Below are 21,786 nucleotides of genomic sequence, written 5' to 3'. Positions count from 1 at the left end.
CGCGATGGGAGTGGCAGGAGATTCAGCGGACTGGGTTGTCTTTCAAATATAAATAGAGTTTTAGCCAGAATGCCCGGGTGTCATCATAGGCGGTCGCTGTCAGATAATTTTTGTTGATGAGCTTGACTGTAGCGTCTCTGATATTGCTCTTGCTACCGGTCGGGACATGAAAGTAGTGGAGTTTGAAACCTGCTTTGTCGTCGAGTATCTCATTCAGAAAAATGACTTTGGCGTAGTCCGTATCCAATGTTTTGGTGATGTTATTAGTTGTCGCGTAATCGTCGATAATTACGGCGAGATCCACTTCTGGCTTTCCGGTATAGGTGAATTTTTTGAAGTAATCAGTGGCGTCTTTATAAATGCTAGGCCTGGTTTCAGAGATGGCCTTGAAGATTTTTTGAAAGAAAGAAAAATAATGGTTGTCTGATTTTGCTGAGTCATGACAATACGCGAAATAACTGTGATTGTGATTGTTGCCGCGTTCCAGCAATGTTTCAACATAACTATTGGTTTGCGATCCACTGCTGGACGCGTCACCTGATTTGCATTCAATGATGACAAGACGCTGGTCGGACGAAACAATCAAGTCTATTTCGTTATCGCCATTTTTTACCTTTGCATCTTGCGCCATCGCAGCGGGAAGGTGCGCCCGGAGTTCGTGAATGTTCAGGCTTCCATAATCTGCGGTGGGCGTCCATCGACCTCTGCTGAAGTTTCGCTCATCAATAATGGTGCATGGTTTTGCGTCGAGGAACAGGTTGCCGCGATTCGCATAATATAGCGTGTTGAGTTCGTGCAGTTCCCCTGGGTCATTACCGACATTAATGAGGTATGCCAGTGATTTGTTGATAAGTTTTAGTTCGAAACTTCCTTCGTTCGCAAGGGGCGGGGCTAAAGTGATTGCCATGGTTTTGTCCTCGGTGTCTGTTCAGAAAAAACTGAGCGAAAAAAGGGGATGAGAAAGGGGGCGGATTTATTTGCTTCATAAATAAATCTGTCCCCTTTGATTCATTAGTGTGCCCTCTGTTGGGAAAAGCGGCTGAGATTATTTGTAGTAGTTGGTTATAAAGTTGAAAGGTGCGGAAAGTTGTTTTGAACGATCGATGGGCAGTCCGTGTGGGTACGTGTCAATGTTGCACAGGTAAGCCTTGAACTGGCCCTCCACATCTCGAGACCATGAGTCCCCGCGATTCAAGGTGAAATCAAGCAGCTCGCAATTTTTTTGGCTGGTGGCTATGACCACGACCCATCTGTGGTCAGCCACAAAACCGCTTAATTTGTAAACGTCACGGGTGATCGATTCCTGTAAGTTTGCGCCGCCGAATAAGCCGTTCGTGCTTTCTACTTTTATTTCAATGGCGTAGGACTCATCTTGCAGTTCGAAATAGAAATCGACCTTTTCGCTGGAGTAAGGCTCCGGGTAACTGATTTCGCGAATTTTCGTTGTGATGCCGTAACCACGTCGTAGATGGTGAGCTATCTCAACTTGCGCAGCACTCTCCCAAGGACCTTCAGAAACCCAGCTCTTCGTAAATTGACTTGGTTCATCGGTATCTTGCAGCTTTGGGTGTACACCTGCTGCCTGCAGCACCGCATTCAAAAAATCCGCTTCTGTCATTACTCCGTCTCCTGCGCGGGTGCCATTTTTGCGTTCCGTCAATTCTCGTTGACGGCGGTCATTCCAACACCCACTCCGCCAATTTCCCTGTCACCTGCGTCATCAAAACGTTCTCGACATCCCGCGCGCCTGCCGCACTGCATTTGGCGAGCACCGCTTTCACAATTCCCGAATCGAACTCGAACTGCTTGCCCGTCGCAGCCTTGTAACGGCCGCGCAATTTCTCCAGCTTCGCCAACACGATCCCTTCAAGCGTCTGCTCATCCAGCGGCCGATACGCGACCACCGTCATGCGTGCCAGAAACGCCGGGCGGAAGGCTTGCAGGAGGACTTTGTGCAGCGCCTCGTTGAACGCTTCCGAGCCGAGTTGTGCAGTCGGTGTATCGAGCAGCAATTCGGCGCCGACATTGCTGGTGGCGAGCATCACGGTGTTTTTGAAGTCGACCACCAACCCGGTCCCGTCTTCCATCAAGCCCTTGTCGAACACGTTGTAAAACGCTTCCAGCACATCCGGATGCGCCTTCTCGATTTCATCCAGCAACACCACCGAATACGGCTTGCGCCGAACGGCCTCGGTCAGCACGCCGCCGCTTCCGTAACCGACGTAACCGGGCGGTGCGCCCTTGAGCTGGCTGACGGTGTGGGCTTCCTGATATTCGGAAAGGTTGATGCTGATCAGATTGCGTTCGCCGCCATACAGCGCGTCGGCCAAGGCATAAGCGGTTTCGGTTTTGCCCACGCCCGTGGGGCCGACCAGCAGGAATACGCCGACCGGTTTTTGCGGATCGGTGAGCCCGGCGCGGTAGGCCTGCAAACGTTGCGCGATGGTATTGAGTGCGGTGCTCTGGCCCATCACGCGCTGGCCCATGCGTGTACCGAGGGTGCGCACGGCATGGGCTTCGTCGGCGAGCATTTTGCCGACGGGGATGCCGGTCCAGCCGGCGATCACGGCGGCGACGGTTTTGCCGTCGACCTGTTCGGGTACCAGCGGATCGTCCTGGCGGATCGCATCGAGTCCGGCTTCCAGGCGCAGCAGTTCGGCGGCGAGGTGATCGATGCGGCTGTCGATGGCTTCGTCGGGCTTGTCGCTGTCGGCGCTTTCGCTCAGCGCCAGTAACTCGCGACGGGTGTCGAGCAGTTCGCGCACGGCGACGCGCTCTTCACTCCAACGGGTTTCCAGTTCGCGGATGGCTTGGACATTGGTCTTCGATTCGCTTTCCAGCAGGGTGATGCGCTCGCGGTGATCGAGCCCCGTGGCCTGTTCCCGGCGCAGGCGTTCGACTTCTTCTTTCAGGCTTTGCTGGCGGTGGCGCAGGCTCTCCAGCGGTGGCGGCACGTCGTGCTGTCCGAGGGCAACCCGGGCGCAGGCGGTGTCGAGGACGCTGATGGCCTTGTCCGGCAACTGGCGGCCAGAGATATAGCGATGCGAGAGTTTCACCGCTTCGTGGATCGCGGCATCCAGCACTTGCACGCCGTGGTGCTGTTCGAGTTTGGCGGCGACGCCACGGAGCATTTCCACGGCGGTGATTTCATCCGGCTCTTCCACCTGCACCAGCTGGAAGCGGCGGGCGAGGGCCGGGTCTTTCTCGAAATATTTTTTGTATTCCATCCAGGTCGTGGCGGCCAGCGTGCGCAACTCACCTCGGGCCAGCGCGGGTTTGAGCAAGTTGGCCGCATCGCTGCCACCTTCGGTACCGCCAGCGCCGATCAGCGTGTGGGCCTCATCGATGAACAGGATGATCGGCTTGTCGGCGCTGCGAACCGTGTCAATCACACCTTTGAGCCGCTGTTCGAATTCGCCTTTGACCCCGGCCCCAGCCTGGAGCAAACCAAGGTCGAGCACCCGCAAACTGACTTCCTGCAACGACGGCGGCACATCCCCGGCGGCGATGCGTAGCGCCAGGCCCTCGACCACGGCGGTTTTGCCTACGCCCGGCGCACCGACCAGAATCGGGTTGTTCTGCCGGCGCCTCAAAAGAATGTCGATGCACTGGCGAATTTCGCCATCGCGACCGACGATCGGGTCGATGCGCCCGGCGTGAGCATCGGCGGTCAGATCCTGGGTGTATTGATCGAGCACCGAGTCTTGCCGTGGCGTTGGACTCCCCGAAGACACAGAGCGCGGGCCAACGTGCTCACGGGAGTTTTCCGTCCATTCCAGCAGGTTTGCGCGCAAGGCTTCTTTCGGAATTCGCAGCAATGACGATGCACTGTTGAGCAGCAGGCTGCGGCGCTCGTCACGGTCGATCAACGCCAATAAAAGCAGCCCGGAACGAATGCTGTCGATCCCCAGCACACTGGCCTGCACCACGGCGTCTTCCAGCAATCCCAGCGTGTGCGAGGACAGCGCTGGCGTGCGCGTGCTGCCGGTCTTGAACAGGTCCAGCGCCTTGTTGATCTCCGCCGTCAGCGCATCACGCTCCAGCCCGAAGCGCGGCAGCAGAAAAGCAAAATCGCCGCCCTCGATATCCAGCAACTCCAGCAACAGATGCTCGATCTCGACAAAGTGATGCCCGCGCTGCAAGCACCGTTGCGCGGCACGTTCGAGGGCGCGGCGGTTGTCCGGGTTGAGGCGTCCGATCAGGCTGGCCAGTTCCATTTCAGGTGATCTCCAGCTGACGCAGGCGGGTTTCGATCCGTTGCACGGCCAGGCTGGTCTGCCGTTGCAGGCCACCGTTCCAGCTCAACAGGGCCGGGGTTTGTCGGCCGAGTTGCAGCGGCCCCGCACCGCGCACCAGCAGCACCAGTTTCACGTCCAGATCCGGGCCGAAATACAGCGCAGCGAGGCTCGCCAGTGCCGGATGCGCTTCGCCGTCCGGCAAGAAGCGCGCGGCCTGCGTCGATGGCAGCGGCCCCAGCGTCAGACGAATTCCGGCATGTTCATCCCAGACCCGAGTACCGGCGACAGCGCTACGGCCGAGTTGCAGATTGCGTCCGCCGGCCTTCATGACGCTGCGGCTGGCGCGTGGAATTTCACGCCACGCCCCTTCATAAGCGCTCAGTTCCACCGCCACGGCAAATTGCTCGCGGACAATCGCCGCGAAGCCCGCCAACGACCGGCGGCCATCGGCGTACAACGCCGTGCAGGCCAGAACGGCGCAGTCGGGAACCGCCTGGCGTTCTTGCAGGGATTTGGGCAACAACCCGGTCAGCGCCCGCAGTTGCGCCTGCACTGGCGAGGCGCCGGGCGTGGTGAAACCGAGGGCGATCCGGTGTTTGCGCATCACCTTGTACAGCAGGCTCAGCAGCCGATGCTGGAACAGGTCGAGGAACTCGGCGGGCGCATGATCCTTGGCCCGCGCCCGTTGTTGCAGCCATTCCTGATAAGCGTAAGGCAGCGGGCCGTCGGGGCCGCCGAGGCCGAACATCGGCGAGTTCAGGGTCAGCGGTTCACCGGGGTTTTCCTCCAGGCTTTCGATCTGACTGGCGGCGAATAATGGCGTCAGCGGCCCGCGCAATTTCAGCGCTTCGGCCTGTGGCGATGTCCCCGAGCCGAGGGCGTCGGCCTGCGGCTGTTCACGCTCCAGCAACAGCAGCGCCTGCAACCATTCGAACGCCTGCGGATCACGGCGCAGGCGCTGGCTCAGGGTCAGAGCGACAGGGGCATGCCGGCTTGGGGTTGCCATGCCTTGACCTCCTTGTCTGCCTGCATGAGCACCGTGCGCACAAAGCGATTGGCCGTGGCGTACACCGAAAAGAACTGCGCGAGCACCGCTGAAAACAACACCGCGCTGCTGCCGACGAAATGCTGTGGATCAAGCTGCAATTGCACTTCAAGCCCGTTGCGCCAGCCGCGCCAGGCGTCGGCGCCGACATGGCCGATCACCCGCTCGCAACCAAGGTTCAGCAATCCTTCGATCTGGCGCAGGGCGCTGGCCTCGTCGCGCAGGTTGTGCAGGGTCAGGATTTCCTTCAGCGCATCCAGCGCCTGCGGCCCTTCGACCAGCGACAGGTGATTGAGGGTCAGTTGCGACACTAGCCGCCAGCGCGAATCACCGTCCAGTCGCGGCAGGCTTTGCGGGCTCGGCGGATTGCGCAAGCGTGCCCACGCCACCGGACCCGGCCGTTCGAAACCCAGCGGCGTACCGGCGGGCAGGCTCTGGGCCAGATGCCGATTGGTGCACAGCAGTTCGGCGGTCAGGCTGTAATCGGGCAGGTCGGTCTGCGGTTCGAAACGGGTGTCGACGACGCTGACCAGCAGATCGCTGCCGAGCCGGTTCGGCGTCTGTCCGTTGACTCGCCGCGCATGCCAGTAACGTTGCCGGTCACCGCTGCTGTGCTGGCTGCCGAAATACGCCGGCAGCCGTTGCACCCCGCTGGCGGAGCTGGCGCGCATGCTGCGAATGCTGTGGATTTCGACGCTGTTTTCACGGTGGCTGTCGGCGATCAGGCGATATTCGCTGCGGGTGCCGTCCGGACGCAGCGGCTCCGAGGTACGCGGGAACAGGTTGATCACCGGCGCACAGCCGAGGGCGATTTCAGTGGCCTGCAAGTGCAATCGGCCGGCCGGCGCCCGGTCAAAAACGATGTACAGATACAGCGTCTGGCTGTCACTCGAAACACCGGACAGGGGCAGATCAAAGAAGTGGAATTTGTCCGGGAACGCGAAGTATTCGGCCAGCAGACGCATGCCCGGATGCACGCCGTCTTCGTCCGGCAGCAGCACTTCGTCGTCGGCGAAACCGACGATCTTCGGCAGGCCTTTCACGCGGGCGGGAATGCTCCCCGGTGAGCCGGCCAACACCTGCACCGCGTGGGCGCCGAGCAGGTCATAGAGGTTGGCGTTGACCACCGGTGACGCGGCCAGGTGAATGCGCAGTTGTTCGATGCCAAGCTCCGACCACTGACTGTCGCCGAGGCAACGCAGACTCAGGCGCAACGCCGAGCGGGACTGCGCCACACCGGTCAGCGCCTGGGCTTCATCGCTGCCCAGCAACAACGCTTCGCTGACTTCAACCGGCCACAAACGCACGGCGGCGCTGGTGCGAAAGTGAATGCTTTCGCCCTTGCTGGTGGTGACGAACAACGGCGTGTCCCGGGGCAGGGGATAGCCGCCGTCGAGGTTGCCTTTGCTCGGGTCCGGTTCGAACTGGACGATCGCGCAGGACGGCAGCGGGCGCATGGCCAGGGGATAAAGCTGTTCGAGCAATGCGTCGCTGAACTCGGCGTAGTCGTCATCCAGCCGCCGTTGCAGACGTGCGGCGAGCAGGGCAAAACCTTCCAGCAATCGTTCGACGTGTGGGTCCGGGCATTCGCCGGGAGACAACTCCAGACGTCGCGCGACTTTCGGATAGCGTTCGGCAAACTGTCCGCCGGCATGTCGCAGCCAGGTCAGTTCGCGCTGGTAGTAGTCGAGCAATTGCGGGTCAATCGAGTCGCTCATGGCGCACCTCCAGCCCTTCGTTGCCGGGCTCGATGACAAATGCCACCGGCCAGTGCTGCGAGCCGCTGCGCAATTCACCGGTCAGGCGAATACTCAGGCGCTGCGGGTGCTCGGGCAGGGGATTGACTTGAACTTCGCCGAGCAGCAGGCGCGGTTCGAAATGGGTGATGGCTTCGCGAATGTCCCGCGCCAGCCGACGACGGTCATCGCTGCGCTGCTGTTGCAGGGCGCTCCAGTCGGCGATGCCGTAGTCGATGACGCTGGGCGGGGAGGTCAGGGGGCGCGGGCCACGGCGGGTGTTGAACAGGCGCCCGAGCTCGGTGTGTACCGAGTCGAGCAAATCCTGCCGATCGAACTCCCGCGCCCCGTCGCCCTCGCTCCAGGCGAGGCGTTCGAACAGCGGTGGAAGTAAGCCGGTGCCTGCCATGGCCGCGCCGCCGGGTTAGCTGACGAGCTTGTTGGCGGCCATGTCCCAGGTCGAGGCAGCCGTGCCTTCCTTGGTGCCGTCGTCTTTCTGCGCGGTGAGTTCCCATTTGATCTTGGTGAAGTTCAGGGACAGGGTTTCCACCGGTTTGCCGCCGGTACCGCCACTGACGCTGACGTTGGAAATCACCACGTTGGTCAGGGTGTAGATGATGAACGGCAGCAGTTGCCCGCTGCCTTCGGCGGCGTTGCGGCCGATGGTGATCTTGGCTTCCGGGATCGGTTTGCCGGCGCAGCAGTATTCGTTGAGGGACGGTGTGGAGGTGTCGACGAATTTGGTCAGGGTGAACTCGCCGACGTGGGGTTTGCCGGAGGTGCGCTCCGAGTTGCTGACGTCGTTGGTGACTTGCATCGCCACGTTGTGGCTGTAGGACATGACTTCGATCTTGTCCGCGTAACCCTCGAGCAGGCTGTCGCCTTTGATGTCGCCGCCGAGGTCGAGAATGATTGCATCCATCGCTTGAAACTCCTGAAAGGTGTCGTGCCAGGCAAACAGGGGAGCGCCCGCAGGAAATCCTGCGGGCGCAGGCGGGTCAGGCGGCTACCGGTGGCGGCAGGGTCGCGACCAGGCGGATCGACGCGGTCAGCTCTTCGAGCTGGAAGTGCGGCCGCAGGAACACCGTCGCGCGATAGGCACCGGGCTTGCCGGCGACTTCGGTGACGTCCACCCGCGCTTCACGCAACGGGTACTGCGCCTTGATCTCCTGCGGAGCGTTGTCGTTGATCAGCACGTAGTCGGCGATCCAGTTGTTGAGGTAGGTCTGCACGTTGTCGCGGGTCATGAAACTGCCGACCTTGTCGCGCATGATCACCTTCAGGTAATGGGCGAAACGCGAGGCCGCGAGCACGTACGGCAACATCGCCGAGATCCGTGCGTTGGCGTTGGCCTCGTTGGTGTTGTAGACCTTGGATTTGTTGGTGGTCTGGCCGCCGAAGAACACCGCGACGTCGCTGTTCTTCTTGTGGCACAGGGCGATGAAGCCGAGGTCGTTGAGCTCCTTCTCGCGGCGGTCGGTGATCGCCACTTCGGTCGGGCATTTGAGCGACAGGTCGCCGGAGCTGGTGCGGAAGGTGTGCGCCGGCAGGCCTTCCACCGCGCCGCCCCCTTCAGCGCCACGGATCGCCGCGCACCAGCCGTACTTGGCAAAGGCTTCGGTGATGCGTTGCGACAGCGCCCACGCGGCGTTACCCCACAGGTATTTGCTGTGGTCGGTGCCGTTGGTGTCTTCGACGTAGTTGATGCCTTCCACTGGCGAAGTGTCCGGGCCGTAAGGCAGACGCAGCAGGAAGTGCGGCAGCACCAGCGAGACGTAACGCGAGTCTTCGCTTTCACGGAACGAGCGCCACTTGATCAGTTCCTGGCTCTCGAACACTTTCGACAGATCACGCGGCACGGCCAGTTCGGTGAAGCTGTTCATGTCGAACAGACGCGGGCTGGCGGCGGCAATGAACGGCGCGTGGGCAGCGGCGGCGACGTTCGACAGTTTCTCCAGCAGGCCGATGTCCTGCGGGTGGCGGCCGAAGGTGTAGTCGCCCACCAGCAGGCTGAACGGGTGACCACCGAAGGTGCCGTATTCCTCTTCATAGATCTTTTTGAACAGCGCGCTCTGGTCGAATTCGACGGCTTTTTCCAGGTCGTTCTGCAGCTCTTTCTGGGTCACGTTGAGCAGGCGCAGTTTCAGCCGGGTGCTGGTTTCGGTGTTCTGCACCAGCATGTGCAGGCCACGCCAGGACGCTTCGAGTTTTTGCAGATCCGGGTGGTGAAGCACTTCGTTGAGCTGGGCGCTGATCAGCTCGTCGATCTGGCTGATGCGGTCGTTGATCATCGCCACGGTGTCCTTGTCGATGGCCATGCCTTCGTCGAGTACCTGGGTGGCGAATTCCGCGAGCATGTCGCGGGCGTAATCCTGCTGACTGTCGTCATGGGCCATGCGGCCCTCGGCGATGATTCGATCGAGCAGGGATAAAGTCTCGGCGGCAGCATTTTCGCTGGCTTGATTCTGGGCGGCGGCGGGCATGGCGAATTCTTCCTCGGTCAGGTGGACGATCAGGCTTGCGGTTCGGCCGGAGCTTCGGCATCAGCGGCCGGGACAGCGGTGTCCGGGCGGGCCGACTTGATCTCTTGCAAGCCTTCGGTGTTGGCGATGACGTCGCGCAGCAGCTTGTCCAGATCGTCATTGCCGTCGAGTTTGGTCAGCAGGTCGCGCAGGCGCTGGCGGGCTTCGAACAGGCGCCGCAGCGGCGTGACTTGCTCCACCACCTTGACCGGGTCGAAGTCGTCGATGTGCTTGAAGTTGAGTTCGATGTTGAGCTTGCTGTCGTCGCCGCTGAGGGTGTTGTTGACTTGCAGCGTGGCGCGGGGCGCGATGGAGGCGAGGACGTCGTTGAAGTTGTCGCGGTCGATTTCGGTGAAACGGCGTTCGGTCAGTTTTGCCAATGGTTCGAGCGGCTTGCCCGAGAGGTCGGCGAGGATGCCGACCACCAGCGGCAATTCCTTTTTCTCGATGGCGTTGCCGATTTCGACGTCATAGGTGATTTGCACTCGGGGCGGGCGAACCCGGTCGAGCTTGTGCTGGGTACTTTCTGCCATGTCGGCGGACTCCGATGCGATGAGCGGGCGCAATGCATCGGGGAGGCCCGTTCATCGCTTTCCCTTGCTGGACCACAGGTTAGAAAGGGTGGCAGATGACCTGTCGTTCCTTTGACAAACCTTCCTCATTCGGCTGTAGGAACCGAACTACCCAAGACGCTAGAACAGGTCTATAAAAATGCAAGCGAAAAACTTTTTTGGACTGACTGGCGAAAAGGAAAATTCATTTTGTCTGCACGACTTTTTCTAACGATCGGGTTCGCGCTGCTCGCCGGCTGTTCGTTTTTCGGGCCGAAAGTGGATCTCGACAGCCTGACCCTCGACGTCGCGCCCAAGGCCAATGACGACACCCCGATCGCCGTGGACTTCATCGCGGTCAACGATCCGGATCTGCTCAAGCAACTGTCGGGCATCAGTGCCCGTCAGTGGTTTGCCGAGCGCGAGCAGTATCAGCGTGACTATCGTCAGCTGATGAGCGTGTGGGGACTGGAGCTGGTGCCGGGGCAATTCATCGACCGCCAGCCGTTCCCTTTGGGGGGCAAGCGGGCGGCTGGACTTTTGGTCTTCGCCAGCTATAACACTCCCGGAGCGCACCGCCTGCGGCTGGACGATCAGAGCGATGCATGGCTCAAGTTCGACAGTCGCGAGATGAGCCTGGTCAGCAAGGAAAACTGAAACACACCGTCCGCCGCCGGTTCGCGGTGCAGTCGAAGGGAGTCGTATGAGTCTGCTACCTGACGCGGTCTGCTGGCATGAAGGCATGCAATTGCTGCCCCAGCATTTTCAGTTACAGGGCCTGCGGGCCGAGGCGCTCGGCGCGCATCTGGCTCAGGCGTGCAATCCGTGGTTTTTCGGCGTCAGCCACATGGAGTTCGATCCGTCGGCGATGAGCGCCGGCGTGGTGCGGGTGCTGTCGTTGCAAGGGACGATGCCGGACGGTCTGCCGGTCAATCTGCAAGTCGGCGTCGACCCGACGCTGGAGCTGGACGTCGCTGCCGCGATCGACGCCACGGACGATGCGACGGTGACGGTCTATCTGGCGATCAGTCCGCTGTGGCGCGCCGGTCAGTTGCTGCCGCTCAAGGGGCGTCTGCAATCGGTGGTCGGCGAGGCGTTACCGGATCTCACCAGCGGCGAATTTCCTGAATCGATCACGGTGTGGCGTCCCAATCCACGGCTGTGTACGCAACTCAACAAAGCCGATTCAATCTGCCTGCCGCTGCTGAAAATCCGCAAGGAGGGCGGCGGTTTCCTGCCGTTGCCGTACACGCCGCCGACACCGGTCCTGCTGCCAGAATCCCCATTGGGTCGGCGGGTGGTCGGGCTCTGCGCGAGGGCGCGGGAGAAGTGCCTGTTTCTCGGCGGGCGATTGCGCCAGGCGCAGCAGGCCGGCAATCAGGATGACGCGCTGGAAATCCGTCGGCAGATGACGGCGTTGTGGGCGCGCTTGCCGGAGGTGGAAGGGGCGCTGATCAGCCGTGTCGCTCATCCGCAAAGCATTTATGTGCAATTGCTGGGACTCGCCGGTGCGTGGTCGGCGCTGGATCCGCTGGCGGGTGTGCCGGCTTTTGCGCCACTGGATTTTCTCGAATTGCAGCGCGGTTACGATCCGCTGCTCGACTGGCTGGAAAACACCCTGGAACTGATCCGCGCCGGTTACCGCAGCATCGCGTTCGAGCGCGGTGAGCAGAGCTTTTCCATTCAGTTGCCGGACGAGCAACCGAGCCAGCGTCTGGTCATTGGCCTGCGCATGCCCAACGGTGCCAGCGAGCAGGCGGCCGGCGAATGGCTGCGCGGCGCGATCATCGCTTCGGCGCCGCACATTGCCTTGCTCAGCCGTCAACGGATGAGCGGTCTGACGCATCAGGCCATGAGCCGCAGCGAACAGGTGGCCTACAGCGTCGGCGACGACACCCGGCTGTTCGTGGTGACCGCCGAAGGCAGCTGGTTCGACGCGCAACTGCCGCTGATGATCGCCGCGCCGGCCACCAAGCTGACCAGCAGCCCGTGGCAAGTGGTGTTGTTTGTCGCCCAGAACAGTGAACGTGCCTGATCACACAAGGAACGTCGTATGTCGCAAGGAAGTGCCGCAAGCCTCGGGTTGCAGGACGCTCCGCTGAGCAGTGCGTTCCGCCAGACGTGGCAGCAGTGGTCGCAGGACTGGAGCCAGTTGCCCAAGGACAGCGAGGACGAAGCTGCGCTGGTCGAAACCGTGGTCGAGCTCTCGACCCAGGCTTCGCAACGGCTGTGGCGCACCGCGTTTGCCCGGGTCGGCGATTCGGCGACTGAACAGGTCAAGGCGCTGGTGTATGCCTTTGTCGCACTGGTCGATGAGACCCTGCTGTTCAGCCCGTGGCCAGGCCAAAGCGCCTGGCAGGAAAAGCCCTTGGAGTCGCGACTGTACTCCAGCCGTCAGGCCGGCGAACAAGTGCCGGCGGCGATCCAGACCCTACTCGATGAACAGCAGCCCACCACCCGCGATCTGGCCAACGTGTATTTGCAGTGCCTGATCCTCGGTTTCCACGGACGCCTGCGCGGTGAGCAGGGCCAGGTGCAACGGGAAAAATGGCGGCGGGCCCTGTTCACGTTTGCCTGGCAGGACGAGGCCGATTACGCCGCTGTCAGTCAGCGACTGGTACAGCCCTCGATGGCGACACCCTTGCAGTTGCCGGTACGCACGGCGTTGCCCGATGGCTTTCGTCTGGCGCTGGGCATTCTGGCGATGATTCTGCTGCTGACCGGGCTCGGGCAGTTTCTGTGGCGTGACATCCGCCAGGAACTGGAGCCGGTGTTGCAGGCGCCCGACACGCTGGCGGCGCCGGAGCAAGACTCATGAGTACCCTGACGATCGTGGCCTGGGTGGTCGCCATCCTTCTGCTGCTGGTGATCATCGCGGTGGCGGTGTGGTGGCTGCGCACCCAGAGCGGCGCGGCGATTCGCAGTTTCTACGCCGCCGTGCGGCACATGGAGCAGGAGCAGGGCGCCCACGACCGTTATCAGATGCCGTGGCTGCTGATGCTCGGCGATGAAACCCAGGGCGCCCAGCTCGCCACTCAATGGCGTTTGCAACCCACCGACAAACCGGCGTGGTTCGGCCGTTGGTGGTCGGACTCCGAAGGCGCGGTGCTGGTGGTGCCGCAGGCGCTGTTTCTGCCGGAAGACGGCATGCACCTGCAACGCGGCGGCTGGTGGCGTCTGCTCGGGTTGATCCTGCGCCTGCGCAGCAAGCGCCCGCTGGACGGGGTGATCTGGACAGTGCCGGTCAGTCGGTTGAGCAATCTGGAGCAGGCCACGCAACTCGGTCTGGCGGCGCGTCGGCGTTTCATCGATCTGTTGCAGCGCTTTGGTCTGAGCCTGCCGGTGTACGTGGTCATCACCGGGCTGGAAGAACTGCCGGGATTTCAGGAACTGATCAGCGCGTTGCCGGACGAGGCTCGCGATCGCACCTTGGGCTGGTCGTCGCCCTATGCCCGCGATGCAGTGTGGCAGGGGCAATGGAGCGATCAGGCGCTGGATCGGCTACACCGCGCGGTGGCGGAGGCGGTGATCGAAATCGGCACCTTGTCCGGGCATTTGAGTGCGGATCTGTACGCCTTGCCGGAACGTCTGGAAACTCTGCGGCGTGGTTTGCAGAACGTGCTGGAACCGGTTTTTCAAGGCAACGCTCAGGGCGAGGCACCGTGTTTTCGTGGCGTTTACCTGACGGCCAATCAGCCGGCCGATGATGCGCTGGACGGTTTTTCTGCCGATGACAGCGGCCTGCAGCAAAGTGCGTTTGTGCGTCAGTTGTGGCGCCAGCGAATAGTCGGCGAACGTGGACTGGCCCAAGGCGTGCCGCGCCTGTTGCGCTTGCGCCAGCGCTGGCAACGAGTGACTGCCGGGGTGGCGCTGGTGGTCGGGGTGGTCTGGGCGGTGGCGATGCTCTGGGTCTGGCAGGCGTCGGTCAAGGACGCGCATGAACTGGCGCGGCTGCTGCAAGGCGCGCAGAAGAATTACGTGGCGGTGATCGATGACGAGCATCGGGTCGAGCCGACCCGGCGCAACGTGCAGAACTTCTGGCGGGTGCTGGAACGGGCGCCGCACTGGCACTACGTTTCGCTGGCCTTTCCGACGTCGTGGTTTTCCTCGCTGGACGGGCGACTCGAACAGGAAGTGTTCAGGTCGACCCAGCGCCACATGCTGCAACCGCTGCACGATCTGCTGGTCGCGGAGCTGGCGAAAATCAAGGCGATCCGCGCCACCGACCGGCGCACCAGCGTCGAAAGCGAAGACCCGGCGCAGTGGCAGAATTATCAGAAGGCCACGGATCTGGTCGAGCGAGCCTTGCGTCTGGAACAACAGAACCAGTTGTTCGCCCAAGTGCAGAACGATCAGCGGGCGCCGCTGGAAGATCTGGCGCAACTGAGCAACAGCGCGCTGTCACTCAACCTCAACGTCGGCACCTTGCCCCATGCCGCCTACTACAACCGGCTGCTGGCGGCCAGTGATGGCGGCGACTTGCAGGCGCTGGATCTGAGCGTTGAACGGCCGTTGATCGTCAGCAATTTCACCGGGCTTATGGAGCGCTGGCTCGATCAGTATTTTCTGGCCGACAACTTCGTCAGCAAGGCCGGCTACCTCAAGTTGCATCTGGAACAGCTTGAAGCCGGGAGTGGCAACAGCCTTGCCGAACTGGAAGACCTGCGCGCGCTGATCGATGACTTGCAAGCGGCGATCGCCCTGACCAACTCGACCTGGAGTCGCGGCAAGGGGCAGGAGCTGGTGCCGGGTTATCGCGAGTTTCTCGACAAGGTGCGCAAGAGTTCATTGCTCGGCCCGGCCGTGGAACAGCAGCTCGATGCGCAGGCCGGCAAGTTGCAGCAGAGTTTTCGCGATCAATGGATCGCCCAAGTGGGTTCGCGGGGCAATCTGCTGGTGCAGCAGGGCAGCGGGCAACTGGCATTGCAGGATCAGGTGGTCAAGCTCAACAACGCGGTGCAGGCGCTGTTCAAGCGTGACTTCGTTTCAATTGCCCTGCGTGCCAGCCAGGACAGCGTCAACCGGCAAGGCCAGACCGTGGATGGCGATGACCTCAACGAGTCGCTGAATTATTTCGCCAGCTACAAGAACTACGTTGCCGAAGAGCTGCCGCGCATTCCGCCGGCCTACCGTGAAGCATTGCTGCAAGCGGCCGAAACCGCCGCCGCACAGGCGATGTGGTTGAGTCTCAAGGATCATGATGATCAGACTCATCCTTACGCGGTGTTCAACGTGCAGGCGGTACAGGCGATGAACCTGCAAAAAGCCTTTATCGAAGTCCATCGCAGTGATCTGGCGGCGCGTCTGCAAGGGGCCTTGAATCGCCGGGCGATGGCGCAGATCGTTGGCGGGCTGGATGAAATCACCGCGCAGCCGCTGTTCGGTGGCCGCACGGAAATCAGCCAGTGGGACGGCTCGAAAAACCTCGGCCTGCAACTCTATGGCGCGAGCGACGTGCAGGATCTGAAGCTGAGCCTCAAGCAGCAATTCAACACCATGCTCGGCATCACCGAGCGTCGCGCCCCGGCGCTGGAATGGTTGAAGACCCAGCAGGGCAATCTGTCGGCGCTGGATTACGAGCGCGTGACCCAGTTCAGCGCGCTCAACGACGAATTGCTCAAGTACAAGGATTCCAACCCGGCCAGTTCGCCGGCGCAGATCGAGCAACTGGTCAGCCGCGACTTCATTGAAATGGACACCGGCTCCTGCGTGCAGGTGTTGCAGACCGCCAATCTGACCGGCGGGCGCGGCACCCTGGCGATGCGGGCGGTGGAGTTGCAACAGTCGGCCCTGCAACGCTGCCAGTTTCTGCAACAGCAACAGGCGGCTGCCGCGTGGAACGAACTGGCCGGCTACTTCAATCAGTACCTGGCTGACCGCTTTCCGTTCGCCAACGGCGTGCAGGCGCAGGATGCCGACCCGGCGCGGGTCCAGCACTTTCTGGAAATCATCGACAAGCGCTTGCCGGTGGCCCAGGCCGGACTGGTCCTGAGCCAGACCCCGGAGCGGCTGGCGGCGGAAGATTTTCTCAACCGGGTGAAACAGGCCAGCGTCTGGCTGACGCCGCTGTTCGTACGCGACAAGAGCGGGATTCTCGGCGTCGAGCTGGACGTGCGCTGGCGCACTGATCGCGAAGAAGAGAAGGGCGCCGATCAGGTGATTGCCTGGGGCTTGCTGGCCGGCAATCAGCAGATCAACTATCCCGCTGCCGATCAGCCGAACCTGCGCTGGATGCCCGGCCAGCCGATCCGCCTGACCCTGCGCTGGGCGCGCAACGGCAAGGAGCGTCCGGTCAACGACCCGCTGCAACCAAACCTGGTGGTGCGCGATCTGGAGGCCGGCTGGGAGTATGGCGGGCCGTGGTCGCTGCTGCGCCTGATGCGTGCGCACTTCTCGGTACAACGCCAGCCGAGCATGGATTACACCGATTTTCCGTTGAGCCTGCGCCTGCCGGTTACCGCGCAGAATGACAGCGTGACCAGCGAATTCACCCGGATGTTCGTGCGCGTGTCGCTGATGAGCCAGGGCTCGAAACTGCCGTTGTCGATTCCGCCGTTGCCGACCCGCGCGCCGCGTTCACCGTTCCAGGTGACCGGCACCACCGCCGCCCTTGAAGCCCAGAAGGAGGATTTGTGAGCCTGCCCTCGACCCCGTTGCCGGACCTGATCGATCAGTTGCTTGCGCCCATCAGCGACGATGCGCCCTGTGGTGCGGATCTGCGTTATGAGCGCGAGTACGACCAGTTGCGCGATCTGCGCCGCGAGGACGACGCGAGTCTGCCCACGGGTGTCTGGCAGTCGACCCTGAAACGGGCCAACTGGCCGGAAGTCGAGCGGTTGACCACCACGCTATTGCTCGAGCGCAGCAAGGACCTGATGCTCAGTGCCTGGCTGGGCGAGGCCTGGCTGCATTTGCAGGCACTCGATGGACTGCCGGGCAGTCTGGCGCTGATCACCGGTCTGTGTGAGCGCTATCCCGAACATTTGCACCCGCAGGCCGGCGACGGTGACCAGTCGTGGCGGGCGATTCCGCTGGAATGGCTGGTGCGTCGCTACAGTGAAGTACTGCTGACCCGGGTGCCTTTATTTGGCGCCAACAACAGCGATTTTGAGAGTTATACCCTCGAAACCTGGCGGCGGATTCAGGTGCAGCAGGTGCAGGCCAACGACTCCAAAGGCGCCAAGGCGTCGGCCGAAACTGCGCGCAGCGAACACAAGAAGCTCATCGAGCAGGTGCGGGCCACGCCCATGGCGTTCTGGCTGCGCCATCAAGGCAATCTGCTGCTGAGCCTGCAACACCTGCAGCGTCTGGATGCCTGGTGCGATGCGTATCTGGGAGATCAGGGGCCGGGGCTCGGTCCGTTGCAGGACACCCTTCAAGCGTTGTTGACACTGGTTCAGGAGTTCATCGCCATGCACCCACAACAACCACTGTCGGCACCGCCGCCTGCGCCGGTCGCAGTCTCACCGGTTGAAGCGTCTGTCGCGGCCACGCCCGAAGCCGCGCCAGTGCCGCGCGAACCGGCCAGTCGAGAAGAGGCTTATCGGCAATTGCTGCTGATCGCCGAGTACCTGGCCCGCACCGAACCCCACAGCCCGGTGCCGTATCTGATCCGGCGCGGGGTGGAATGGGGCAACAAGCCGTTAAGCGAGCTGCTCGGCGAGCTGATTTCGGCAGACGCCGAATCCCGGCGTCTGTGGACTTTGCTCGGCGTGCTTTAGTGCACGCGCTGGTTGTTCAGTTTCGGCGGCAACTGCAGCGGCGTCAGCACCGGTTGCCCGGAGAAGAACGCCACCAGATTCTTGCCCACCAGCTCCACGGTGCCTTGAGTGGCTTCCGGTGACAGCCCGGCGACGTGCGGGGTGAGAAGCACATTGCTCAGGCTCTTCAGCGCATCGGGTACTTGCGGCTCGTGATCGAACACATCCAGCGCTGCGCCGGCAATTCGCCGTTGTTCCAGCGCGCTGATCAGATCGGCGGTGGCGATCACGCTGGCGCGGGCAATGTTGACGATAAAACCGTTGGGACCCAAAGCATCGAGCACCGGGCGGGTCACCAGATGCTGGCTGCCGATGCCGCCGGGCGTGGCGACTACCAGAAAATCCGAGGCCCGGGCCAGTTCGGTCGGGGTCGAGCAGAACGCGTAAGGCACGTCGCTGCGCACCTGACGGTTGTGGTAGCTGATCTCCATGTCGAAGCCCAGGCCCGCGCGTTTGGCAATCGCCATCCCCACCGCGCCCAGACCGAGAATGCCCAGGCGCTTGCCGGCCAGCGACGGGCGCATGATCTTCGGCCACTCGCCCCGACGCACCGCCTCATCGCAGCGCGGGATGTCGCGCACCAGCGCCAGCAGCATCGCCATGGCGTGGTCGGCCACCGACGAAGCGTTGACGCCGGCGCCGTTGGTCACGGTCAGCCCACGGTCACTGGCGGCCTGCAGGTCGACCTGCTCGTAACCGGCGCCGATCACGCAGATGATTTTCAGCGCGGGCAAGGCCGCGATTTCTTCAGCATATAAGCCCAGCGGGCCACGGGTCAGTACCGCGTCGATCCGCGCCCCGTGGGTGGCGATGGCTTGCGCGCGTTCGGCTGGGGTCGGCGCGAGAATCAGGTGAAAACCCTGACGTTCGAGGATCGGCAAATAGTCATTGATGGTTTCAACCAGTACCAGAACGGTGGCGGGCATTGCTCGGCTCCTGTGATCGTCGGTCTTCGGGCGCAAAAGTCGGTTCAGAGTGCTGATTCCAGAGCGGTTTGGCAATGGCTGGCGCGGCCCCGCATCAGGCAGTGTAGGAGCTGACGCGGGGAGTGCGCGGGTGCTTCGTCAGAAGGTGATGTCGGCGCCGGTGGTCACAGGATCAGGTCACGTACTGGGCGATGCCGTTGCCGAACGACCAGTTCTCTTTTTTCACCTCCACCAGATTGATGAACACATCCTCCTGACGCACGGCCAGTTGCTGGTTCAGGTTGCGCGCGATGGTCTGGAACAGCCGTTGTTTCATTTCCACGGTGCGGCCTTCGCTGATGGTCAGCTGGATGAACACGATGCCGTCGCTGCGCTTGATCCCCAGGTATTGCGGGTCATAGACGAAGTGCTGGTCGTCGTGCTCGGCCAGCACCTGGAAATTGTCGTGTTCCGGCACATTGATCTCGCTGCGCAGGGCGGCGTAGATCACTTCGCCAATGCGTTTGGCGAACGTCGGGTCCGGGTTTTTCTTGATGTCGACGCGGACGAGAGGCATGGGATGGCTCCACAGGCGAGGGGGCTGGACGGGTATGTCGGTCAATTCGCCATTGGGTATAGCCGAAAAATGCCAGTCGGTGAGGTTGTTTAAAAACGTTAGGAAATGGACGCACCGTCCTGCGGGATTTACGGATGTTGCCTACGAGTGCTGCCGGACTCATCCGCTATACGGCAGGGTGAGAAGCGCGGAATTATAGAGAGCAGGGCGGGATGCGTTCTTCATGACGAAGCAGTAATCCGGACGGAAATAGCCATCAGCCAGGGAAGGCCAATGCTTCAGAACAACCGCGAAAACCTGGAACTCGACAGGCTGCATAACGAAACGCGAAAACTGATAGCTGAGCGGCAGAAGCTTCTGGCGGAACTTGGGAGACGTATTTTTATCCAGTCGCGGTGGTGGCCGGCGTGTTGACGGCAAGCGCGGCATTGGCAGGCGTCTTTTTCAAGTTTTGAGCGTTCGTTTTCGCAATCTTCAGACACATGACCCAAAAGGAAATCCATATGAGCACCTATGACGCCAAAGCCAGAATGGAACAACTGGAACGCGAACACGATGAGTGGGCCGAAAAAATACGCATCAAAAACAGGAAAGAAATGCGCCCGATCTGGGGGTTGATGGGTCTGGGCATCTTTTGCATGTTCCTCGGCTTCATATTGGCCCGATCGATCTGATCGGGCTTTCCCATGGCTCATTCGGCGCCGGTGCATGTCATAAAACGACATGTCGCGTATCTGGCGCCGACAGGATTTTTCCTGAAAACGACAAGCCTCCGATCTGATCCGTACAACCATTCCTCAGCTAAGTCTTTGCTTCTGCTCATTTATCGCGGAGAATCGCGCCCCTGTTTCGGCCGGAGCATGTCTGTCGGTTTTTTCCGACGCGTCCTGACCGAGTGGCAAGTGACCGGAATGCGGAGATCCGACCGGATGAATGATCAGGCCAATAGCGTCGAACAACGCTTTGAGGCGGCAGCACCAGCCGAACTGTCGAGCTGGAATCGCCATGACACTACCTGGATGTTGGGACTGTTTGGGACGGCCATCGGCGCCGGTACCCTGTTTTTGCCGATCAACGCAGGTCTGGGTGGCTTCTGGCCGCTGGTGATCCTCGCGCTGCTGGCCTTCCCGATGACGTTTTACGCACACCGCGGCCTGACCCGCTTCGTGCTTTCCGGTCGCGAAGGCGCCGACATCACAGACGTGGTGGAACAGCATTTCGGCATCAAGGCCGGCGCGCTGATCACCCTGCTGTACTTCTTCGCTATCTTCCCGATCCTGCTGATCTACAGCGTTGGCCTGACCAACACGGTCGCCAGTTTCCTCGAGCACCAACTGCACATCACGCAGCCACCGCGCGCGCTGCTGTCGTTCGTGCTGATTCTCGGCCTGCTGGCCGTGGTGCGCTGCGGCGAGCAAGTGATCGTCAAGGCCATGAGCCTGATGGTGTATCCGTTCATCGTCGCGCTGCTGTTCCTGGCGGTGTATCTGATTCCGCACTGGAACGGCGGCATCCTGACCACCGCTTCGCAAGTGCCGGCGCCGTCGGCGCTGCTGCACACGCTGTGGCTGGCGATTCCGGTGATGGTGTTCTCGTTCAACCACTCGCCGATCATCTCGGCGTTTGCGGTGGACCAGAAGCGTCGTTACGGCGTCCACGCCGACGAGCGCAGCTCGCAGATCCTGTCCCGCGCCCACCTGTTGATGGTGGTGATGGTGCTGTTCTTCGTCTTCAGCTGCGTACTGACCCTGTCGCCGGAGCAACTGGCGCAAGCCAAGGCGCAGAACCTGTCGATCCTGTCGTACCTGGCCAACCACTTCAGCAACCCGACCATCGCGTTCGCGGCGCCGCTGATTGCGTTCGTGGCCATCTCCAAGTCGTTCCTCGGTCACTACATCGGTGCCAGCGAAGGCCTGAAAGGCTTGATCGTCAAAAGCGGCAAGCGTCCGGGCGCCAAGGCGCTGGATCGCATTGTGGCGGCGTTCATGCTGGTAGTGTGCTGGATCGTGGCGACCCTGAACCCGAGCATCCTCGGCATGATCGAAACCATCGGTGGCCCGGTCATCGCGGCGATCCTGTTCCTGATGCCGATGTACGCGATCCGCAAAGTGCCGGCGATGGCCCGTTATCGTGGGCAGATGTCGAACGTGTTTGTCACCGCAGTGGGTCTGGTGGCGATTTCGGCGTTGATCTACTCGCTGACTGCTTGAGGTTCAACACAGGATCCCGTTTGATCTTGTGAAACAGAAAGGCCGACCTGCCTCGCAGGTCGGCCTTTTTTGTGCCTGCACAGCATTGATTGATCGTTCCCACGCTCTGCGTGGGAATGCCTCTTGTGACGCTCTGCGTCACGGTTCAGGACGCAGAGCGTCCCACGCAGAGCGTGGGAACGATCAACGCGGAGGCATAAAAAAACGCCGCTCATCTTACGATGGGCGGCGTTCTTCATTGC

Annotated in this window: 19 protein-coding genes; 7 read left to right on the top strand and 12 right to left on the bottom strand. The window is 61.5% G+C overall.

Annotated elements, in window-relative coordinates:
• Positions 1 to 22 precede the first annotated feature (22 nt).
• The 9 genes from QRN46_RS26815 to tssB all read right to left on the bottom strand — a co-directional run bounded on the left by QRN46_RS26815 (position 23) and on the right by tssB (position 10,074).
• Positions 23 to 907, bottom strand: a complete 885-nt coding sequence (locus QRN46_RS26815) for a hypothetical protein (RefSeq protein WP_011334784.1) — start codon at positions 905 to 907, stop codon at positions 23 to 25.
• Between the two features lie 138 nt (positions 908 to 1,045).
• Positions 1,046 to 1,618, bottom strand: coding sequence for a hypothetical protein (locus QRN46_RS26810; protein ID WP_050761167.1), 573 nt, complete (start codon positions 1,616 to 1,618; stop codon positions 1,046 to 1,048).
• Positions 1,619 to 1,676: 58 nt separating this feature from the next.
• Positions 1,677 to 4,217, bottom strand: a complete 2,541-nt coding sequence (gene tssH / locus QRN46_RS26805; RefSeq protein WP_011334782.1) for a type VI secretion system ATPase TssH — start codon at positions 4,215 to 4,217, stop codon at positions 1,677 to 1,679.
• A gap of 1 nt (position 4,218) precedes the next feature.
• Positions 4,219 to 5,244: a type VI secretion system baseplate subunit TssG gene (gene tssG, locus QRN46_RS26800; RefSeq protein ID WP_011334781.1), complete on the bottom strand. Its 1,026-nt coding sequence runs from the start codon at positions 5,242 to 5,244 to the stop codon at positions 4,219 to 4,221.
• Positions 5,208 to 7,001, bottom strand: coding sequence for a type VI secretion system baseplate subunit TssF (gene tssF, locus QRN46_RS26795; protein ID WP_041475329.1), 1,794 nt, complete (start codon positions 6,999 to 7,001; stop codon positions 5,208 to 5,210). The genes tssG and tssF overlap by 37 nt, the downstream gene beginning before the upstream one ends.
• Positions 6,985 to 7,428: a type VI secretion system baseplate subunit TssE gene (gene tssE, locus QRN46_RS26790; RefSeq protein WP_102687020.1), complete on the bottom strand. Its 444-nt coding sequence runs from the start codon at positions 7,426 to 7,428 to the stop codon at positions 6,985 to 6,987. Before tssE ends, tssF begins: the two co-directional genes overlap by 17 nt.
• A 15-nt stretch (positions 7,429 to 7,443) precedes the next feature.
• Positions 7,444 to 7,941: an Hcp family type VI secretion system effector gene (locus QRN46_RS26785; protein ID WP_007958866.1), complete on the bottom strand. Its 498-nt coding sequence runs from the start codon at positions 7,939 to 7,941 to the stop codon at positions 7,444 to 7,446.
• 76 nt (positions 7,942 to 8,017) lie between these two features.
• Positions 8,018 to 9,502, bottom strand: a complete 1,485-nt coding sequence (gene tssC / locus QRN46_RS26780; protein WP_007958864.1) for a type VI secretion system contractile sheath large subunit — start codon at positions 9,500 to 9,502, stop codon at positions 8,018 to 8,020.
• Between the two features lie 29 nt (positions 9,503 to 9,531).
• A complete protein-coding gene (gene tssB, locus QRN46_RS26775; protein ID WP_007958861.1) occupies positions 9,532 to 10,074 on the bottom strand; it encodes a type VI secretion system contractile sheath small subunit in 543 nt (180 codons plus the stop codon).
• A 228-nt stretch (positions 10,075 to 10,302) separates the two neighbouring features.
• Between tssB and QRN46_RS26770 the strand changes: the two genes are divergently transcribed.
• Genes QRN46_RS26770 through tssA form a run of 5 tightly spaced genes read left to right on the top strand, consistent with a single transcriptional unit; the run spans position 10,303 to position 17,813 of the window.
• Positions 10,303 to 10,749 (top strand): hypothetical protein, encoded by a 447-nt coding sequence (locus tag QRN46_RS26770; RefSeq protein ID WP_039767163.1) that lies wholly within the window; start codon positions 10,303 to 10,305, stop codon positions 10,747 to 10,749.
• Positions 10,750 to 10,795: 46 nt separating this feature from the next.
• Entirely contained in the window at positions 10,796 to 12,127 is a 1,332-nt protein-coding gene (gene tssK / locus QRN46_RS26765; RefSeq protein ID WP_201819126.1) for a type VI secretion system baseplate subunit TssK, read from the top strand.
• Between the two features lie 18 nt (positions 12,128 to 12,145).
• On the top strand, positions 12,146 to 12,910 hold the full coding sequence (locus QRN46_RS26760) for a DotU/TssL family secretion system protein (protein WP_011334775.1): 765 nt from the start codon (positions 12,146 to 12,148) through the stop codon (positions 12,908 to 12,910).
• Positions 12,907 to 16,728: a type VI secretion system protein gene (locus tag QRN46_RS26755; RefSeq protein ID WP_011334774.1), complete on the top strand. Its 3,822-nt coding sequence runs from the start codon at positions 12,907 to 12,909 to the stop codon at positions 16,726 to 16,728. The genes QRN46_RS26760 and QRN46_RS26755 overlap by 4 nt, the downstream gene beginning before the upstream one ends.
• On the top strand, positions 16,725 to 17,813 hold the full coding sequence (tssA, locus tag QRN46_RS26750) for a type VI secretion system protein TssA (protein ID WP_011334773.1): 1,089 nt from the start codon (positions 16,725 to 16,727) through the stop codon (positions 17,811 to 17,813). The genes QRN46_RS26755 and tssA overlap by 4 nt, the downstream gene beginning before the upstream one ends.
• Here the strand turns inward: tssA and QRN46_RS26745 are convergent.
• The 3 genes from QRN46_RS26745 to QRN46_RS29205 form a co-directional block, all read right to left on the bottom strand.
• Entirely contained in the window at positions 17,810 to 18,778 is a 969-nt protein-coding gene (locus tag QRN46_RS26745) for a 2-hydroxyacid dehydrogenase (protein ID WP_285358318.1), read from the bottom strand. The genes tssA and QRN46_RS26745 overlap by 4 nt on opposite strands.
• A gap of 172 nt (positions 18,779 to 18,950) precedes the next feature.
• On the bottom strand, positions 18,951 to 19,334 hold the full coding sequence (locus tag QRN46_RS26740) for a tautomerase family protein (RefSeq protein WP_011334771.1): 384 nt from the start codon (positions 19,332 to 19,334) through the stop codon (positions 18,951 to 18,953).
• A 159-nt stretch (positions 19,335 to 19,493) separates the two neighbouring features.
• A complete protein-coding gene (locus tag QRN46_RS29205) occupies positions 19,494 to 19,763 on the bottom strand; it encodes a hypothetical protein (protein ID WP_011334770.1) in 270 nt (89 codons plus the stop codon).
• Positions 19,764 to 19,837: 74 nt separating this feature from the next.
• Between QRN46_RS29205 and QRN46_RS26730 the strand changes: the two genes are divergently transcribed.
• Together QRN46_RS26730 and QRN46_RS26725 are read left to right on the top strand one after the other, a co-directional pair.
• On the top strand, positions 19,838 to 20,008 hold the full coding sequence (locus tag QRN46_RS26730) for a hypothetical protein (protein WP_181457877.1): 171 nt from the start codon (positions 19,838 to 19,840) through the stop codon (positions 20,006 to 20,008).
• Positions 20,009 to 20,263: 255 nt separating this feature from the next.
• Positions 20,264 to 21,544 (top strand): HAAAP family serine/threonine permease, encoded by a 1,281-nt coding sequence (locus QRN46_RS26725; protein ID WP_011334768.1) that lies wholly within the window; start codon positions 20,264 to 20,266, stop codon positions 21,542 to 21,544.
• Positions 21,545 to 21,786 lie beyond the last annotated feature (242 nt).

Origin of the sequence: Pseudomonas sp. lyk4-R2A-10 (assembly GCF_030209075.1) — a bacterium.
Classification (GTDB): Bacteria; Pseudomonadota; Gammaproteobacteria; order Pseudomonadales; family Pseudomonadaceae; genus Aquipseudomonas; species Aquipseudomonas glycinae.
The sequence above is the reverse complement of the archived record's forward strand: the minus strand, read 5'-3'. Positions and strand labels throughout refer to the sequence as shown.